General features: G+C 38.1%; 16 protein-coding genes. 12 read left to right on the top strand and 4 right to left on the bottom strand.

The features are described 5' to 3' along the window. The first annotated feature begins 87 nt into the window (after positions 1–87). The 12 genes from TSYNT_RS09075 to ptsP all read left to right on the top strand — a co-directional run bounded on the left by TSYNT_RS09075 (position 88) and on the right by ptsP (position 11,462). The gene (locus TSYNT_RS09075; protein WP_059033319.1) at positions 88–945 is read left to right on the top strand and encodes a phosphate ABC transporter substrate-binding protein; all 858 of its coding nucleotides are present in this window, start codon (positions 88–90) and stop codon (positions 943–945) included. A gap of 22 nt (positions 946–967) precedes the next feature. Further along, positions 968–1,828: a phosphate ABC transporter permease subunit PstC gene (gene pstC / locus TSYNT_RS09080; protein WP_059033321.1), complete on the top strand. Its 861-nt coding sequence runs from the start codon at positions 968–970 to the stop codon at positions 1,826–1,828. Continuing rightward, positions 1,825–2,667, top strand: coding sequence for a phosphate ABC transporter permease PstA (gene pstA, locus TSYNT_RS09085; RefSeq protein WP_059033325.1), 843 nt, complete (start codon positions 1,825–1,827; stop codon positions 2,665–2,667). Before pstC ends, pstA begins: the two co-directional genes overlap by 4 nt. Before the next feature lie 95 nt (positions 2,668–2,762). Continuing rightward, positions 2,763–3,470 (top strand): response regulator, encoded by a 708-nt coding sequence (locus TSYNT_RS09090; RefSeq protein WP_059033327.1) that lies wholly within the window; start codon positions 2,763–2,765, stop codon positions 3,468–3,470. Positions 3,471–3,474: 4 nt separating this feature from the next. After that, entirely contained in the window at positions 3,475–5,232 is a 1,758-nt protein-coding gene (gene pnpS, locus TSYNT_RS09095) for a two-component system histidine kinase PnpS (protein ID WP_238142690.1), read from the top strand. 39 nt (positions 5,233–5,271) lie between these two features. Then, entirely contained in the window at positions 5,272–6,027 is a 756-nt protein-coding gene (pstB, locus tag TSYNT_RS09100) for a phosphate ABC transporter ATP-binding protein PstB (protein WP_059033331.1), read from the top strand. A gap of 26 nt (positions 6,028–6,053) precedes the next feature. After that, positions 6,054–6,716, top strand: coding sequence for a phosphate signaling complex protein PhoU (phoU, locus tag TSYNT_RS09105; RefSeq protein WP_238142691.1), 663 nt, complete (start codon positions 6,054–6,056; stop codon positions 6,714–6,716). A gap of 305 nt (positions 6,717–7,021) precedes the next feature. Beyond that, positions 7,022–7,669 carry a fructose-6-phosphate aldolase gene (fsa, locus tag TSYNT_RS09110; protein ID WP_059033333.1) on the top strand — a complete coding sequence of 216 codons (648 nt, stop codon included), beginning with the start codon at positions 7,022–7,024 and terminating at the stop codon, positions 7,667–7,669. A gap of 11 nt (positions 7,670–7,680) precedes the next feature. Beyond that, the gene (locus tag TSYNT_RS09115) at positions 7,681–8,046 is read left to right on the top strand and encodes a PTS glucitol/sorbitol transporter subunit IIA (RefSeq protein ID WP_059033335.1); all 366 of its coding nucleotides are present in this window, start codon (positions 7,681–7,683) and stop codon (positions 8,044–8,046) included. Positions 8,047–8,082: 36 nt separating this feature from the next. Then, positions 8,083–9,372 carry an NAD(P)H-dependent oxidoreductase gene (locus tag TSYNT_RS09120; RefSeq protein WP_059033337.1) on the top strand — a complete coding sequence of 430 codons (1,290 nt, stop codon included), beginning with the start codon at positions 8,083–8,085 and terminating at the stop codon, positions 9,370–9,372. 30 nt (positions 9,373–9,402) lie between these two features. Next, entirely contained in the window at positions 9,403–9,726 is a 324-nt protein-coding gene (locus TSYNT_RS09125; protein ID WP_059033338.1) for a hypothetical protein, read from the top strand. 14 nt (positions 9,727–9,740) lie between these two features. After that, the gene (gene ptsP / locus TSYNT_RS09130) at positions 9,741–11,462 is read left to right on the top strand and encodes a phosphoenolpyruvate--protein phosphotransferase (RefSeq protein WP_059033340.1); all 1,722 of its coding nucleotides are present in this window, start codon (positions 9,741–9,743) and stop codon (positions 11,460–11,462) included. A 29-nt stretch (positions 11,463–11,491) separates the two neighbouring features. Here ptsP and TSYNT_RS09135 read toward each other — a convergent pair whose 3' ends face one another. Genes TSYNT_RS09135 through TSYNT_RS09150 form a run of 4 tightly spaced genes read right to left on the bottom strand, consistent with a single transcriptional unit; the run spans position 11,492 to position 15,600 of the window. Continuing rightward, on the bottom strand, positions 11,492–12,451 hold the full coding sequence (locus TSYNT_RS09135; RefSeq protein WP_059033342.1) for an AEC family transporter: 960 nt from the start codon (positions 12,449–12,451) through the stop codon (positions 11,492–11,494). Positions 12,452–12,467: 16 nt separating this feature from the next. Beyond that, positions 12,468–13,901 (bottom strand): GldG family protein, encoded by a 1,434-nt coding sequence (locus tag TSYNT_RS09140; protein WP_059033344.1) that lies wholly within the window; start codon positions 13,899–13,901, stop codon positions 12,468–12,470. An 11-nt stretch (positions 13,902–13,912) separates the two neighbouring features. Further along, positions 13,913–14,623: an ABC transporter permease gene (locus TSYNT_RS09145; RefSeq protein ID WP_059033347.1), complete on the bottom strand. Its 711-nt coding sequence runs from the start codon at positions 14,621–14,623 to the stop codon at positions 13,913–13,915. Continuing rightward, entirely contained in the window at positions 14,620–15,600 is a 981-nt protein-coding gene (locus tag TSYNT_RS09150) for an ABC transporter ATP-binding protein (protein WP_059033349.1), read from the bottom strand. Before TSYNT_RS09150 ends, TSYNT_RS09145 begins: the two co-directional genes overlap by 4 nt. Between the last annotated feature and the right edge of the window lie 211 nt (positions 15,601–15,811).

Raw genomic sequence — 15,811 nt, forward strand, 5'->3', positions numbered from 1 at the left:
AATATTTAACATTCCCTTAACACAACCATAAAACTTCATCCTTATAATTAAATCAGAAAGAAAATTTAATTTGAAAGGAAGGAGAATATGTTAAAGAAACAAGCGAGATTCATTTTTGCAACGCTATTGTGTGCTGTTTTGGTTTTTTCTGCGGGATGCGGTAATTCCAGTTCCGCTCCTGAGTCTCAAAACGGAGCTCAGGGAGGAGGTGAAACAGAAATCAGCGGCTCTATCCAGATAGCAGGTTCGACTTCGGTTCAACCTCTGTCGGAAGAACTGGCAATGGCATTTATGAGTAAATATCCTAAAGTAAAAATCAATGTGGCAGGCGGCGGATCAGGTGCCGGTATAAAAGCGGCTCAAGAGGGAACAGCAGATATTGGTGCATCTTCTAGAGAACTAAAACCGGAGGAAAAGACAGTTAAAGAATTCATTATAGCAAAAGACGGTATAGCAATAATTGTAAATACACAAAACCCTGTTGAAGATTTAACACTTGAACAAATAAAAGAAATTTTTTCAGGCAAAATAACCAACTGGAAAGACGTTGGCGGTAAAGACGCTCCAATAACCGTTGTAATTCGTGAAGATGGTTCTGGCACAAGAGGTGCTTTTGAAGAGATAGTTTTCGGCAAGGATGCAAAATTTACAGACAGGGCCATCGTTCAAAATTCTACAGGTGCACTTAGAACTGCTGTAGCAGGGGATCCTAATGCGATAGGGTTCATATCTCTTGGTTCTTTAAATAGCGAAGTAAAAGCTATAAAAGTTGACGGAATAGAAGTTTCTAAAGAAACCGTTCTTAACAATTCTTATAAAATCTCTAGGCCGTTTATTTATATGACAAAAGACGAACCTACAGGACTTGTCAAAATATTCCTGGATTTTGTATTAAGCCCGGAAGGCCAAAAAATAGTGGCACAAGATTTTATTCCGGTAAAATAATCATGATTTAGGAGAAATCCATATGAAAAAAATATTATTTATATGCGCCGCTCTTTCCATAACATCTGTTATGTTAATCGGCCTTTTTGTTTTTATTGAAGGCTACCCAATTTTTACTAAGGTAGGTTTCTTCAATTTTGTTTTTGGACAAAAATGGAGTCCATCTGACAACTTATATGGAATATTCCCGATGATATGCGGGACACTTGCAACAACGCTAGGCGCACTTATTTTAGGTGTTCCGCTAAGCATTTTCACAGCTATATTTTTATCAGAATATGCCCCAAAGAAAGCGGAAAGATTAATTACTCCTGCAGTTGAACTTCTAGCAGGCATTCCTTCGGTAATATATGGGCTTTTCGGAATGACAATGCTCGTTCCGCTAATACGAGAATTCCAAAAAGCACATCCTTCAACAAATCAAATCCAATCAGGATACAGCGTCCTTGCAGCGTCTATAATTTTGGCCATAATGATTTCTCCCACTATAATTAATATGGCAAAGGATGCGCTAAAATCAGTACCTAATGATTTCAAAGAAGGTTCATTATCCCTAGGAGCTACTAAATGGCAGACCACTTGGCATATAACTCTTCCGGCTGCAAAATCAGGTATTATAGCAGGCACTGTTTTGGGAATGGGAAGAGCAATTGGTGAGACGATGGCGGTAATAATGGTTGCAGGTAATACCGTAAAATTTCCGGATTCAATTTTTTCTCCTATCCGCACTTTAACAGGCAATATAGCCATCGAAATGGCTTATGCTGAAGCAGGAACGCATACACAGGCGCTATTTGGGACGGGGATTATACTGTTTATCATGATAATTCTTACCAATATTTTTGCCTCTAGAATTTATAGAAAGGACGCGGCAGCAAAATGAAACCTAAAACTGTAGAAAATATCATGAAGATAGTGCTTTGGACAAGCGGCCTTGCAACCATTGCAGTTCTTTTGATGATCCTTGCCTATATTGTATCTCGAGGCATCGGAAAACTTAGCATTGATTTTCTTACCCAATCGCCGCGACGGATGGGCATGGAAGGAGGCGTTTATCCGGCAATAGTCGGCACAGTGTACTTTACCTTACTTACAATTGCCATGGCGGCTCCTTTGGGCATTGCGGCGGCGGTATACCTTACTGAGTATTCAAAAGAAAATTTTTTAGTGAAATCTATACGTTTTGGAAATGATATGCTCTCAGCAGTACCTTCTATTGTTTTTGGCCTTTTTGGATTTGCGTTTTTCGTTACGAGACTAAAATCGGTTACCGGCGGCTGGTCGATTTTATCAGGCGCTCTGACGGGAATGCTTATGATACTTCCGGTAATAATACGAAATGCTGAAGAAGCGATTAAAACAGTTCCGAGAGAATACAAAGAAGCGAGTCTTGCTCTTGGAGCAACAAAAGAGCAAACGCTTATTCATGTAACGCTTCCTACTGCAATGCCAGGTATATTAACCGGCGTGATTCTAGGAATAGGCCGAATAATTGGAGAAACGGCGGCATTTCTTTTAACTCTTGGTGGTTCGATACTTTTGCCAACTTCAGTTTTTGACCCGGCCAGAACTCTGGCTATGCACATATATATTACTGCTATGGAAGTAGGAGCAATGGATATGGCCTTCTCTGCGGCAACAGTTCTTATAGCAGTCGTATTAATATTAAATTTACTCGCTCATGGGATTTCAAATCGTTATTCAAGATTTTCTTCTCGATGATACCAATAGATGGTCTTTTCGTTTTTATGGTATAATAGCCGTAGAAATAGAATAAGTATTTTATTAATTATAAAATCTATCTTCGGAGGTATTCAATGGAAAACAGCGAAAAGGCCGTATTAGTAGTGGATGACGAAAAAAATATTCGCGAACTAATTAAGTTTAACCTCAAAAGTAGAGGATATAAAACGGTAGAAGCTGCTGATGGTCAAGAGGCTCTAGATATTGCAAAAAATGATAATCCTTTGTTGATAATTCTTGATATCATGTTACCGAAAATAGATGGATTAAAAGTTTGCCGCATTTTAAAAGAAGATCCCAGAACAAGAAAAATTCCAATAATTATGCTTACTGCCCTCGATGATGAGGTTGATAAAATTGTAGGTCTTGAACTTGGAGCGGATGATTATATTACAAAGCCTTTTAGCCCGCGAGAACTTGTTGCAAGAGTTGGGGCGGTTATGCGGCGCGTAGAAGAGCAAGATAGTGATAGCCTGCCTGTAAATAATCCGGACCTTATTATAGATGATTTGAAATACGAAGCTGTTCTTTACGGTAAAAAGCTGGATCTTACATTAAAAGAATTTGAGCTTCTTAAACTTCTTGCATCAAATCCATTTAATGTTTTTAGCCGTCAGCAGCTTTTAGAACAAGTTTGGGGATATGATTATATGGGCGATACGAGGACTGTTGACGTACACGTCTGCAATCTTAGAAAAAAGATCGAAGAAGCAGACACCGGCAGCAAATACAGTATTGATACAATTCGCGGCATAGGATATCGTTTTAGCGTCAAGGAGTGAGATTATGAGGCGAAATATTTTTGCGGCCTGTATGATTATAGTCCTTATTAGCCTGTCTATAACCGGTTATGCTGTTGCAAAAGTTGTTGAAGACTACTTTATACAAAAGACGGAAGACGATCTTGAAACCCGTGCATTTGCCGTGCGCCCGTTTTTAGCCCTTAAGATAAAACAAGAGGAAAATACTTTAGGACAGTTAGAAACTGCTGTAAAAGAGTTAGGAAACGAAATAAAAACAAGAATCACAATTGTCGATATTGATGGCAACGTGATAGCCGACAGCGAAAAGGATCCCTCTGATACAGAGAGCCATAGTACAAGACCGGAAATAAAAGAAGCATATTTAGGAAATATCGGAAAAAGCGTACGCTACAGCAGTTCCTTAAAAACAGAAATGATGTATGTGGCAATTCCAATTCTTGAAAATCATGATATAGCCTATGTTTTACGTTTGGCAGTTCCAATATCCCACATAAATGCATTGACACGCAATATATGGAAAATGTTTTTTTCGGCAAGTCTTGCCGGTCTTTTAGTTGCGTTTTTGATAAGTACTATTTTTTCTAGAAGGATAACAAAACCTATAGAAGAAGTATCATATGCGGCAAAAAAAATATCATGCGGGAACTATGATTTGAAAGTTCCTCTAAGGCCTCCTTATGAAACAAAGATTTTAGCCGAATCTTTTAACCGCATGGCTGAAAATCTGCAAGAGACAGTGGGAAAACTGAAAGAAGAAACAGATAAAACAAGGGCTGTTTTAGCAAGCATGGCAGAAGGACTTATCGCAGTTGACCAAAACTGTCGTGTAGTAATGATGAACTTTGCGACTGAAAGACTTTTCAAGATAAGACAAGAAGAAACTTTGGGCAAGCACCTTTTAGAAGTTTTGAGAAATAGAGAATTACATGATCTGATAAATGAAGTGTTGAAAACTAGAAAGGGTTCAACTCGGGAGATAAAGATAAATACCTATGACGAAAGAATTTTTTGGATAAATGTTGTACCGATAGATAAAGAGAATAATTTAGGTGCAGTAGCGGTTATGAGAGATATTACAGAGTTAAAAAGACTTGAAAAAATGAAATCAGATTTCGTATCAAATGTATCCCATGAATTAAAGACGCCATTGACTTCTATATCCGGCTTCGCAGAAACTCTTTTAGATGGAGCTTATAAAAGTGAAGAAAACTGTCGATACTTTTTGAGGATAATAAAGCAGGAGACAGACCGCATGACTCGCTTAATTAATGAACTTCTATATCTGTCACGTATAGAAAAACCAGATTTTTCCATACCCAAGAGACCTGTGAATATAGCATCCGTTGTAAATAAAGCGGTAAAGCTCTTACAAAAAAACATAGATGATAAAGGGCATTTATTAAATCTTAGACTTCCAGAAAATTTAGGGCCGGTAACAGGTGATGAAGACAGCGTCTTAGAAATTATTATAAATCTTTTAGATAATGCTATAAAGTACACTCCGGAAGGCGGAAATATAACTGTCGAAATTGAAGATGAATCGGACTTTATCAGCATTTCAGTTGCAGATAACGGAATTGGTATTGCAGGAGACGAGCTAGAGAGAATCTTCGGACGCTTTTATAGGGTGCAAGGACCGGGAATCACAAGTGCAAGCGGTACTGGGCTGGGACTTGCAGTGGTAAAACATTTAGTAGAAAGCTTAAATGGGAAAATCAGCGTAGAAAGTCAGCTGGGCAAGGGAAGCACATTTAAAGTAAGTTTGCCAAAATACAGCTAAGCAAAAATATTATTTAGTGTAAGATAGCGGAGGACTCATATGACAACTAAAATAAAAGTTGAAAATCTTAATTTTTTTTATGGAGAACATCAGGTTTTAAAGAACATTAATATGAATATTGAAGGTAATCAAGTAACTTCATTAATAGGTCCTTCCGGTTGCGGGAAAACTACTTTTTTAAGAAATATCAACAGAATGAATGACCTTATCGAAGAAGCGCGAGCCGAGGGAGCTATTTTTCTTGATAATGAAAATATATTACTAGACACAGTTGACGTCGTGCAATTGAGGAAAAAGGTAGGCATGGTTTTTCAAAGGCCGAACCCGTTTCCTATGAGTATATTCGACAATATTGCTTATGGGCCGAGAATACATGGCATAAAAGACAAACATAAACTTGATAATATCGTGGAACACAGCTTAAAATCTGTGGGATTATGGGATGAAGTCAAGGACAGATTAAAGGATTCTGCCCTTAGGCTGTCCGGCGGTCAGCAACAAAGATTATGCATAGGTCGAGTTCTTGCCGTTGAACCGGAAATAGTCTTAATGGACGAGCCATGCTCGGCACTTGATCCGATATCGACAATGCGCGTGGAAGATTTAATTCTTGATTTAAAAAAAGATTATACAATTATAATAGTAACCCATAATATGCAGCAGGCGGCAAGAATTTCTGATTCTACAGCATTCTTTTTGAGCGGCGAGCTTATAGAATTTGGTCCTACATTAGAGATGTTTCATACCCCAAAAGATAAGCGCACTGAAGATTATATAACAGGCAGATTCGGTTAATATAAAAGATTAAGAGGTGTTTAAAATTGTCAACTTCAAGAGTTTCTCTTGACAAAGAAATGGAAGATCTAAACTGTGATATCCTGCGGATGGGGGCAATTATTGAGCAGCAGATACGGGAAGCGGTAGAATCTCTGACTGCCAAAGATATTAAGATAGCTGAAACAGTCATTGATCGCGATGATGAAGTAGACAGGCTTCAAGAAGTAATCGAAGACAAAAGTATAGAAATGATAATACGCCAGCAACCTATAGCTAAAGATTTGCGAACAATATTTTCTGCAGTAAAGCTTGCAACTGATTTGGAGAGAATTTCCGATATAGCAGTAAATATTGCAAGGATAGCAAAAAGAATAATTGGACAAGAGTATATAAAGCCCCTTGTTGATATTCCTCGGATGGCCAAAATTGCTCAAGACATATTAAGAACATCACTGGATTCTTATGTAAAACGAGACGTAGAAATTGCAAAAAGTATCGTTAGCATGGAAGAAGAAATAGATCATTTATATGCGCGGGTATTTGAAGATTTAATTGCTATAATGACCAAAGATGCTTCTACTGTTCATCAAGGCGTCCAATTAATTATGGTAGCGCGGCAGCTTGAACGAATAGGTGATCACAGCACTAATATCGGAGAAATGGCAGTTTATCTTAAAACGGGTGAAAGAATAAAGCTCAATGACTAATTCTTCAAGGATCTGCAAAGTTTTGGGCTTCAGCTATTTGACCTAATCAGTGATAAAAGTCGCTAACTTCTCTAAGTTAGGTTGCTTATAAGAACCGGATCTTGCATGCAACGGAAATAGATTTTCCGCGCAAAATCCGGTTCTTATAATGAAGTTTAAAGTTATTGCCGGCAAATACTTCGCTTATGCTCAAGATGACACAAAATTTTTTAACAATGATTTGAAATGTTACTTTGACTAGAAACCTTCTTAAAAATAGTATAAAATAGAGTAAAACAAGAACTAGATACGGAGGTTGAATGAATATGAAGTTTTTTATTGATACTGCAAATGTGGATGAGATCCGAGAGGCAGCCGCAACAGGAATTATTTGCGGAGTTACTACAAATCCAACGTTAGTAGCTAAAGAAGGCAGGGATTTTAGGGAAACCATTCTTGAAATTACATCAATAGTTGATGGGCCTATTAGTGCAGAAGTTATCAGTCTAGATGCTGATGGCATGGTAAAAGAAGCCGAAGAAATTGCTGCCTGGCACCCTAATATCGTTATAAAAATTCCGATGACATGGGAAGGCCTAAAAGCAACCAGCAGATTGTCCAAAAAGAATATAAAGACAAATGTTACACTTGTTTTCAACCCAAATCAAGCACTGGCAGCAGCCCGGGCAGGTGCAACTTATGTAAGTCCTTTTATAGGGCGCTTTACCGATATTACCCAAGACGGCATCGAGCTTGTTGCAAACATCTCTGAGATTTTTACTATGTATGATATTCCAACGCAAATAATTGCTGCAAGTATAAGGACTCCAATGGACGTGTTTGAGGCGGCAAGAGCCGGTGCAGATATTGCTACCGTCCCATTTAAAGTTTTACAACAAATGATAAAGCATCCTCTTACAGATACAGGAATAGAGAAATTTTTAGATGATTGGAAAAAAGTTCCTAAGAAATAGAGGGGAAATATATGATGAAGTATGAAGTAACAGTGGTGGATATAGGAGAACTGGCAAAGAAGTTTTTTAATGAGGGAACAGTTGTTTTGTTTAGCAAAAAAGAGATGCCCTTGGAGATGAAAGAGATTTCTGTTATGCATAACGGAGGCAAACTCTATGAAGATATAAAAGCCGGTGACAAACTTTATATCGGCGAAAAAGTTTATACAGTTACAGCAGTTGGAGAAAAAGCTAACAGTAATTTAAGATTAATGGGCCATGTTTGCCTAAAATTTGACAATGAAAAATCTGCAAAAATGCCCGGCTACATACACTTAGAGAGGGATAGCGAGCCTTTCTGTATTGAAATAGGCCAAAAAATTCGTGTAGAAAGCTAGATTCCGTTTATTTCCTAATTATAAAGGAGAGCAAAAATGCTAAATCTTAATTCTAAACTTAAGGAGCTTGAAGAGAAAGGCGGAAAAATAAATATAGGCCTTGTAGGCACAGGCCAAATGGGGCGCGGAATTGTAGACCGAGTATTGCGAATGAGAGGTATGAATATACCAATCATTGCAAATAGAACTATTGAAAAGGCAAGGGAAACCTTTGAGCTTGCCGGAATATCGCCCCAAGATGTTTATGAAGTAAACACTGTATCTCAAGCAGAAAAAGCTATACAGCAGGGCAAATATGCAGTAACTGAGGATTTTGAAATTGTAACCGAGATTTTACCTGTTGATGTAATAATAGAAGCTACCGGTGTTCCCGAGGTAGGAGCAAATACAGCTTTAAAGAGCATCTATAACGGAAAACATGTGGTGATGCTTAATGTAGAAGCAGATGTAACTGTAGGGCCTATTCTCAAAAAAATGGCAGATAGTGCCGGTATAGTCTATACTGGTTCTGCCGGTGACGAACCCGGCGCGATCAAGGAGCTTTTTGATTTTGCAGATTCCATGGGTTTTAAGGTGGTTGCTGCAGGAAAGGGCAAGAACAACCCCCTAAACCGCGAAGCAAATCCGGACAATATGAGACCGGAAGCAGAAACAAGAGGCATCAACCCTCGGATGCTTACTTCTTTTGTAGATGCAACTAATACCATGGTTGAATTAACAGCTGTAGCAAATGCCACCGGTCTTATTCCGTCGTGCAGAGGCCTTGTCGGTCCGACAGGCGCCGTAAAAGATCTTCCGAAAATTTTTTCCCTAAAAGAAGATGGCGGAATTTTAGACAAGTGTGGTGTGGTTGACTTTGTTTTCGGAATAGCTCCCGGCGTCTTTATAGTTGTTACAACAGACAGTCCGGTGACAAAACAGATTATGTCTTATATTTCCCTGGGAGATGGCCCAAATTATGTTTTTTACAGGCCTTATCATCTTGTTTGTGTCGAAACTCCACTTTCAGCAGCAAGGGCGGTTTTATATAAAGAGCCGACAATTTCTCCGATTGGCGCGCCTGTAGCAGAAACAATAACTGTTGCCAAAAAGGATTTAAAAGCCGGAGAACATTTGGACGGAATTGGCGGATATACAGTGTACGGCTTGATTGATACAGCTGAAAATGCAAAGAAAGAAAATGCTTTACCTATTGGTCTGATAAACGAGAATACAGTTCTCAAGCAAGATGTTAAGAAAGGCCAAGCTATATCATATAATATGGTAGAGCTTGAGAATGATTCAACTATTTTGCAATTAAGACGAATTCAAGACAAATTTTTCTAAATTGCAGTAGAAGAAACGAGGTGGATTTAAGTGACCTCTAAAATGAAAGCAGAACTTTTCTGCCTCCATTGCAACAAAGATACTCCACATGAAGTAAACTACGCTGGGAATACATTAAAAAGCATAAAATGCCTAAACTGCGGTAATGAGATCGAAATAAGGCGCGATAAACTACTGGAAAACTATGCAGCAGATTTTATAGACAGAATCCTTACAAAACCTTACCGAATGACGCAGGAGTTGGAACAGGATCTTACCGGGTTTATCCTGTCATTGCCCATCAGAATTATAACAAAACCATATCGCATCGCAAAAGAAATTGGAGACATTATAAAAGATGAACAAGATAATTGACAAGGAGGCTTACTATGTTAAAGGGAATAGCGGCATCGCCCGGAATCGAAATAGGCAAAGCACATGTTGTAAAACATGAGCAAGTAGTAATTAATACATCGCCTATCAAAAAAGAAGATATAGGCAAAGAGATAAAGAAACTTGAAGATGCACTTACGACAACAAAGCTTCAGCTTGAAAAGATAAAAGAGAAGGCTCAAAAGGAACTCGGCAGCGAAAAAGCCAAGATATTCGATGCACAGCTTATGGTCTTAGAAGATCCCGTCTTCATAAACGAGATAAAATCTAAGATAGAAAGCGAACTGATAACTGCGGATAATGCCGTATCCCAAGTTGTAAATAGCTATATAGCTGAATTCGGCAGCGCAAAGGATGAATATCTAAAAGAAAGAGCTGCAGATATAAAGGATATAGGGGAGCGACTGATAAAGAATATCTTGGGAATCTCGGTAGATGCCTTTAGCCTTGAACAAGAAGCCATAATCATCGCAAAGGATCTTACGCCATCTGATACAGCCCAAATGGACAAAGAAAAAGTAAAGGCCTTTGCAACAGATATGGGAGGAAGAACATCTCACACAGCCATAATGGCAAGGTCCCTTGAGATACCTGCGGTAGTCGGATTAAAGGATGCAACCCAAAAGATAAAAACAGGAGATACTGTCATAATAGATGGCAATGAAGGGGCGGTATATGTAAACCCGGACGAGGAGACAGCCAAAAGGTATGAGAAACTAAAGCAGGATTACCTCAATAAAGTAAAAGAGCTAAAACAGCTAAAAGACCTTCCGGCCGAGACATCTGACAATGCAAAAAGAGTAGAGATATCCGCTAATATCGGAACGCCTAAAGATGTAAAAGGGGCTCTTGAAAACGGAGCAGAGGGCGTAGGTCTTTACAGGACAGAATTCCTATATATGGACAGACAGTCCCTTCCCACAGAAGAAGAACAGTTTGATGCCTACAGGCAGGTTGTTGAAAAAATGGCGCCTCGCCCTATTATCATAAGGACTCTTGATATAGGAGGAGACAAGAAGCTGCCCTATCTTAATATGCCTGATGAGCTTAATCCTTTTTTAGGATGGCGTGCTATCAGAATATGTCTTGACAGACCTGATATACTAAAGACTCAGCTTAAAGCCATATTAAGAGCTAGTGCCTATGGTAAGGCAAGGATAATGTATCCCATGATATCCGGAGTAGATGAGGTAAGAAGGGCAAATAAGATTTTGGATGAGGCAAAGGCTGAACTTTACGCGGAAGGCAAAGACTTTGACGAAGATATAGAGGTAGGCATAATGGTAGAGATACCCTCTGCCGCTGTTACCGCAGATATACTTGCAAAAGAAGTGGACTTTTTCAGCATAGGTACAAATGACCTGATTCAGTATACCCTTGCAGTTGACAGAATGAATGAACATATTTCCTACCTTTATGAACCTTTCCATCCTGCGGTATTAAGGCTTATTAAAAATGTAATCGATTCTTCCCATAAAGAAGGTAAATGGACAGGTATGTGCGGTGAGATGGCAGGAGATCCCCTTGCTGCCCCAATACTTCTTGGTATGGGACTTGATGAGTTTTCCATGAGCGCATCTTCTATACCGAAAGTAAAAAAGATAATCCGCTTACTTACTTATGACGAGGCAAAAGAGATAGCTGGAAAAGCCCTTTCTATGAGCGAACCGGCTGATATAAGGGCTATGGTAAAAGAGATAGTAGAAAAAATAGGATAAAGTTTAACCACCCTTTTGGGTGGTTAAACTTATATATAGCTTAAAATATAAATATAAATTGGTATAACAATCATAATCAGTACAGTAGTCATTGCTATCATAATAGCTACGTATTCACTATCAGAGCCGTAAGCTTTAGAGATAATTGCTGCATTTGTCATTACAGGCATTGCTGATTGAATCACAAAGACATCTCTCATTAGTTTTGGCATATAAAAAATTTGTGATAACAGGATGATTGTTGCCGGCCCCACGATAAAGCGCCCTATAAGCAATGCTATCACTTCTTTGTCGAATCTGATATTTTGAATTTTTATAGCGCTTATAGTGATACCAATGAAAATCATCGATAAGGGAGTAGTAAGACCGCCCAAGTTCTTTAATGTATCTAAAAGAAAAGTTGGAAGTCGAACACCTATTAGAATCAAAAAAAGAGCTATAAGCAGTCCTATAAGGGGTGGTGACAAAATCTTATTAAGTGTTTCAATAGAGAAGACGGATTTTGATGAATCAGGTTCATTATATATCGTGCTATCCTTTCTTATCTCGGATACGCCTAGTGTCCAGAAGAAAAAGGTGTTTGCCACATAATAAAATAGGACATATGGCAAACTTTTTTCGCCGAATAAAGCCATATTTACCGGAAGTCCCACAAAAATTGTATTAGAATTAAAAAACATAGAGCGGAATGCGCCTCGTCTTGAAGGGTCAATACCAACTATATAAGCTACTGCAAAACTAATTAAGTAGCAAATAGCCATAGAAATGACAGGCACAACAAGACCGTAACCTGAGTTTAAAAGTTCTTCTTTAGTAAAATTACTCATCATGTTATATATCATAAGCGCCGGTAAAGATACCTTAATTACAAGGTCTACTAAAAGATTTGATTTATCATCATCAAACCAATGCCTGTAATTTAAAAATGCCCCCACCGACACCATCAATACAATACTTAAAACACTTTCAAAGGCTTTAATAATGCCCAATAAATCACCCCCTTTTTTACAGATTTTTTCGCTTAAGCCATATCACAAAACCTATTGCCAGTATACATCCTGGCGGTATTATAACTGCCGCATAAAAAATACGATTCATTGTATCACCTGTAAGATTTACAAAAGGCGGTTCATCGTTTTTGGAAGGAATACTAAGTGCATCATCCGAAACTTGCAAAAGCCAGTTTATACTTCCTGCTGCAAAATCTAGGTTTCCGGCAAGACCTATGGATTTTGCGCCCAAAAAAGCTACATCTCCTACGATAACTGCAATAGGCTCACCGATTTCAGAATCAGGAGCTGTAATAGTATTTGGTTCTACCGGTGATTCATTTTTTGAAGCAGGTTTTTTAGATACTGCATAGGCTAAATGCAGAGGACCTGACACATCTTTTTCATCTAGAGATACTTGAGACTGTTCCAAGTCCGTTTCTCCAAATGCTTGATCGCTTGTAACAAGAAGTGATTTTACTTGCAAGTTTTCGGGAATTTTCTCTAAAGGTGCAAGGCTTCGAGCGTAAGGAAAAACCACCGAGAGTTTTTTATCCAAAAGAGCCTGAGTAACCTCATGCCTTTCTACCATAGGTACAGGACTTAATGGGTCTGAATAAAAGGATCTTTGTGGATCTGTAACAATATCGTCATGTATTTCTACACCAAGACCTGCAATAAGCTCCTTCCAGCCACCCAGTGACACCTTTGGATCAGTAGGTGTAAGGAATATTAATATCTTGCCGCCTGACTGAATATATTTTTCTAAAAGGGCTTTTTCATTGGGCATTAAATCTTTTTGAGGACCTGCCGATATTAGAAGGTCAGCATCTTCCGGAATTTTCCCTACCACAGGTAAATCCAGTTGCCTTGTTGTATAACCTTCACCTTGTAAAAACGAATTAAAACTATCTAAATCAGATATGGAACTTAATTCACCATGTCCTGAAAGAAAGTAAATTACTGCTTGGTTTTGCTGTTTTAAGTTAAGTATTGCCCGAGTTATAGCTTGTTCGCCATTAAAATTCATTGAATACTGGTTTGCAGAGGGAGAATAAAGATTGTAAGGACTTATTGTTTGCTGATGTTTCGTACCTTCAACAATGATAGTGTTATAGTCTTGAATATTGTATTTTTTAGCAATAGCAGGTTCCTTTTCTGGATCAATAAATTTTACTTCAATTTTATCAGAGGCGAAATCGTACTCCTTCAAAAGATTTTTTATATCTGTTGATATGCTGCTGCCTTCAGCAATAAAGGCAGTAATTTTTATACTTTCATCCAACTGACTTATAACTTCTTTGGTTTTTGAAGAAAGAGTAAAGCGGTGAGATTTCGTAAGGTCCCATCTGTAATGATATTGAGCGCATATAAGATTGACTGCGATAAGTACTATGACCAAAAAGATTGTAATAAAAGTATAATAAACTTTTTTTGAAATTTTATTCATGCCGTTTCCTCCTATGAGCAGGTGCGCCGTGAGATGTTGATCGCTGATAAGGTCAGAGAAACTAATATTATACTTACAAAATATACAAGATGAGATGTATCAATTATTCCTCGCAGAAAATCCATATAGTGTTCTGACATTGAAAGTGTCTTAATAAATGAACTTAATATACCAGAAGTGTTCGAGGAAAGCCAGCTTGACACCCATAAAAGAAGCAAAACCCCGAAACTTAATATACTTGCAACTACCTGACTTGTAGTCAAAGAAGAACATAGCAGGCCAACAGAAATATATGATGCGACAAGAAGAAGGAACCCAATATATGAAACGATTATAATACCGCTGTCAGGAGCCGAAAGAGCAAATAGAATCCCCGGGTAAATCAGAGTAAATGCAGTTATAAAAAGAAAAAACACCAATGAAGCCAGGTATTTACCAATAATCAATTGAAAAACAGAAATAGGCGAAGTAAGCAAAAATTCCATAGTTCCCGCCTGCTCCTCGCCGGCTAAAAGCTTCATGGTGAGAGCGGGAACAGTGAAAATAAGCACTACCCCCAGATTCATAAAGACACCTGTAAGATCCGCTATTCGAGAAACAAATAGGTTTACTGAAAAAAAGTAACCAGCAAGACCTAATATCACAGCGCCGATGACGTATGCAATCGGTGAATAAAATATACTTTTAAGTTCCTTTTTAAATATAGATATTATTGCATTCATTTTGTTTTACCTGCCTCCCATTGCGGTTTTGCGCTTATTACAGGTTCTTCGGTTACAAGCTGCAAAAAAATATCCTCTAAAGACATAACATAGGATCTCATTTCTAATATTGGAAAATTGTTATTTGCCATTGCGTAAAAAAGTTGTTCGCGCACATCCTTGTCCATCTCAGATTCTATAGTATATTCGCATAAGTTATCATTCAATACCTTGCTCACTTCAACGCTTTCTATGCCGGAAAGATTAGAAAGTATCTCCAATATCTTATCATTTGAACCCCTTGCCTGGATTACTACTTTATGATGCCCCATTAGGGATTTGCCCAAGTTTTGCGGCGTATTTTCCGCTATCAAATTTCCCTTATTAATTATGGCTACTCTGTGACACAAACTGCTTACCTCAGGTAGTATATGGGAACTTAATATCACAGTTCTTTTTCCGGAAAGGCTTTTTATAAGCTGCCTGATTTCGGTTATTTGCTGAGGGTCAAGGCCTACCGTAGGTTCATCAAGTATCAACACATCCGGATCTGACACCAATGCCTGAGCAAGGCCTGTTCTTTGCTTGTACCCCCTGGAAAGACGGCCGATTAGGCGATTTTTTACATCCCCGATTCCGACTTCTTCGATTACCTTACTTACTCTCCTGGCTTTTTCTTTACCTTTTAAACCCTTTAGCTCGCCTGCAAAATTTAGGTACTCGTAAACCGTCATATCTTTGTAAATAGGCGGATTTTCCGGCAAATAGCCTATATGTCTTTTGGCTAAGACAGGTTGTTTTGCCATATCAAATCCTGCTACTTTTACAATTCCTGATGTGGGAGCCAGGTATCCTGTAATTATTCGCATTGTAGTTGATTTACCGGCACCATTCGGCCCGAGAAGACCCAGAATTTCCCCGTTTTTTACAAAAAATGATATATTACTTATGGCAATTTTATTTCCGTACTTTTTTGTTACATTAGACAGCTCGATCAAAATGAACACCTCGCCTAATAACCTAATAAAGAGCATTAAAAATTTATTTTAAAGTACTAAGATATAGTAAAAATTATACCATATTAGGACTCGATTTCAAATTTTATGAAGTAAATAAAATAAAGTTCAGATTTCAACGAAGAAAAAACCGGATATATCACAAATTCATTATTTCTATTTGTTTTATTTCAAGAATCAAGTATAATTATAA

This window comes from Tepidanaerobacter syntrophicus, assembly GCF_001485475.2.
GTDB classification, from domain to species: Bacteria; Bacillota; Thermosediminibacteria; order Thermosediminibacterales; family Tepidanaerobacteraceae; genus Tepidanaerobacter; species Tepidanaerobacter syntrophicus.

Coding starts and splice junctions, on each gene's coding strand:
- TSYNT_RS09075 (WP_059033319.1), top strand. CDS start 88: ATGTTAAAGAAACAAGCGAGATTCATTTTTGCAACGCTATTGTGTGCT.
- pstC (WP_059033321.1), top strand. CDS start 968: ATGAAAAAAATATTATTTATATGCGCCGCTCTTTCCATAACATCTGTT.
- pstA (WP_059033325.1), top strand. CDS start 1,825: ATGAAACCTAAAACTGTAGAAAATATCATGAAGATAGTGCTTTGGACA.
- TSYNT_RS09090 (WP_059033327.1), top strand. CDS start 2,763: ATGGAAAACAGCGAAAAGGCCGTATTAGTAGTGGATGACGAAAAAAAT.
- pnpS (WP_238142690.1), top strand. CDS start 3,475: ATGAGGCGAAATATTTTTGCGGCCTGTATGATTATAGTCCTTATTAGC.
- pstB (WP_059033331.1), top strand. CDS start 5,272: ATGACAACTAAAATAAAAGTTGAAAATCTTAATTTTTTTTATGGAGAA.
- fsa (WP_059033333.1), top strand. CDS start 7,022: ATGAAGTTTTTTATTGATACTGCAAATGTGGATGAGATCCGAGAGGCA.
- TSYNT_RS09115 (WP_059033335.1), top strand. CDS start 7,681: ATGATGAAGTATGAAGTAACAGTGGTGGATATAGGAGAACTGGCAAAG.
- TSYNT_RS09120 (WP_059033337.1), top strand. CDS start 8,083: ATGCTAAATCTTAATTCTAAACTTAAGGAGCTTGAAGAGAAAGGCGGA.
- ptsP (WP_059033340.1), top strand. CDS start 9,741: ATGTTAAAGGGAATAGCGGCATCGCCCGGAATCGAAATAGGCAAAGCA.
- TSYNT_RS09140 (WP_059033344.1), bottom strand. CDS start 13,901: ATGAATAAAATTTCAAAAAAAGTTTATTATACTTTTATTACAATCTTT.
- TSYNT_RS09145 (WP_059033347.1), bottom strand. CDS start 14,623: ATGAATGCAATAATATCTATATTTAAAAAGGAACTTAAAAGTATATTT.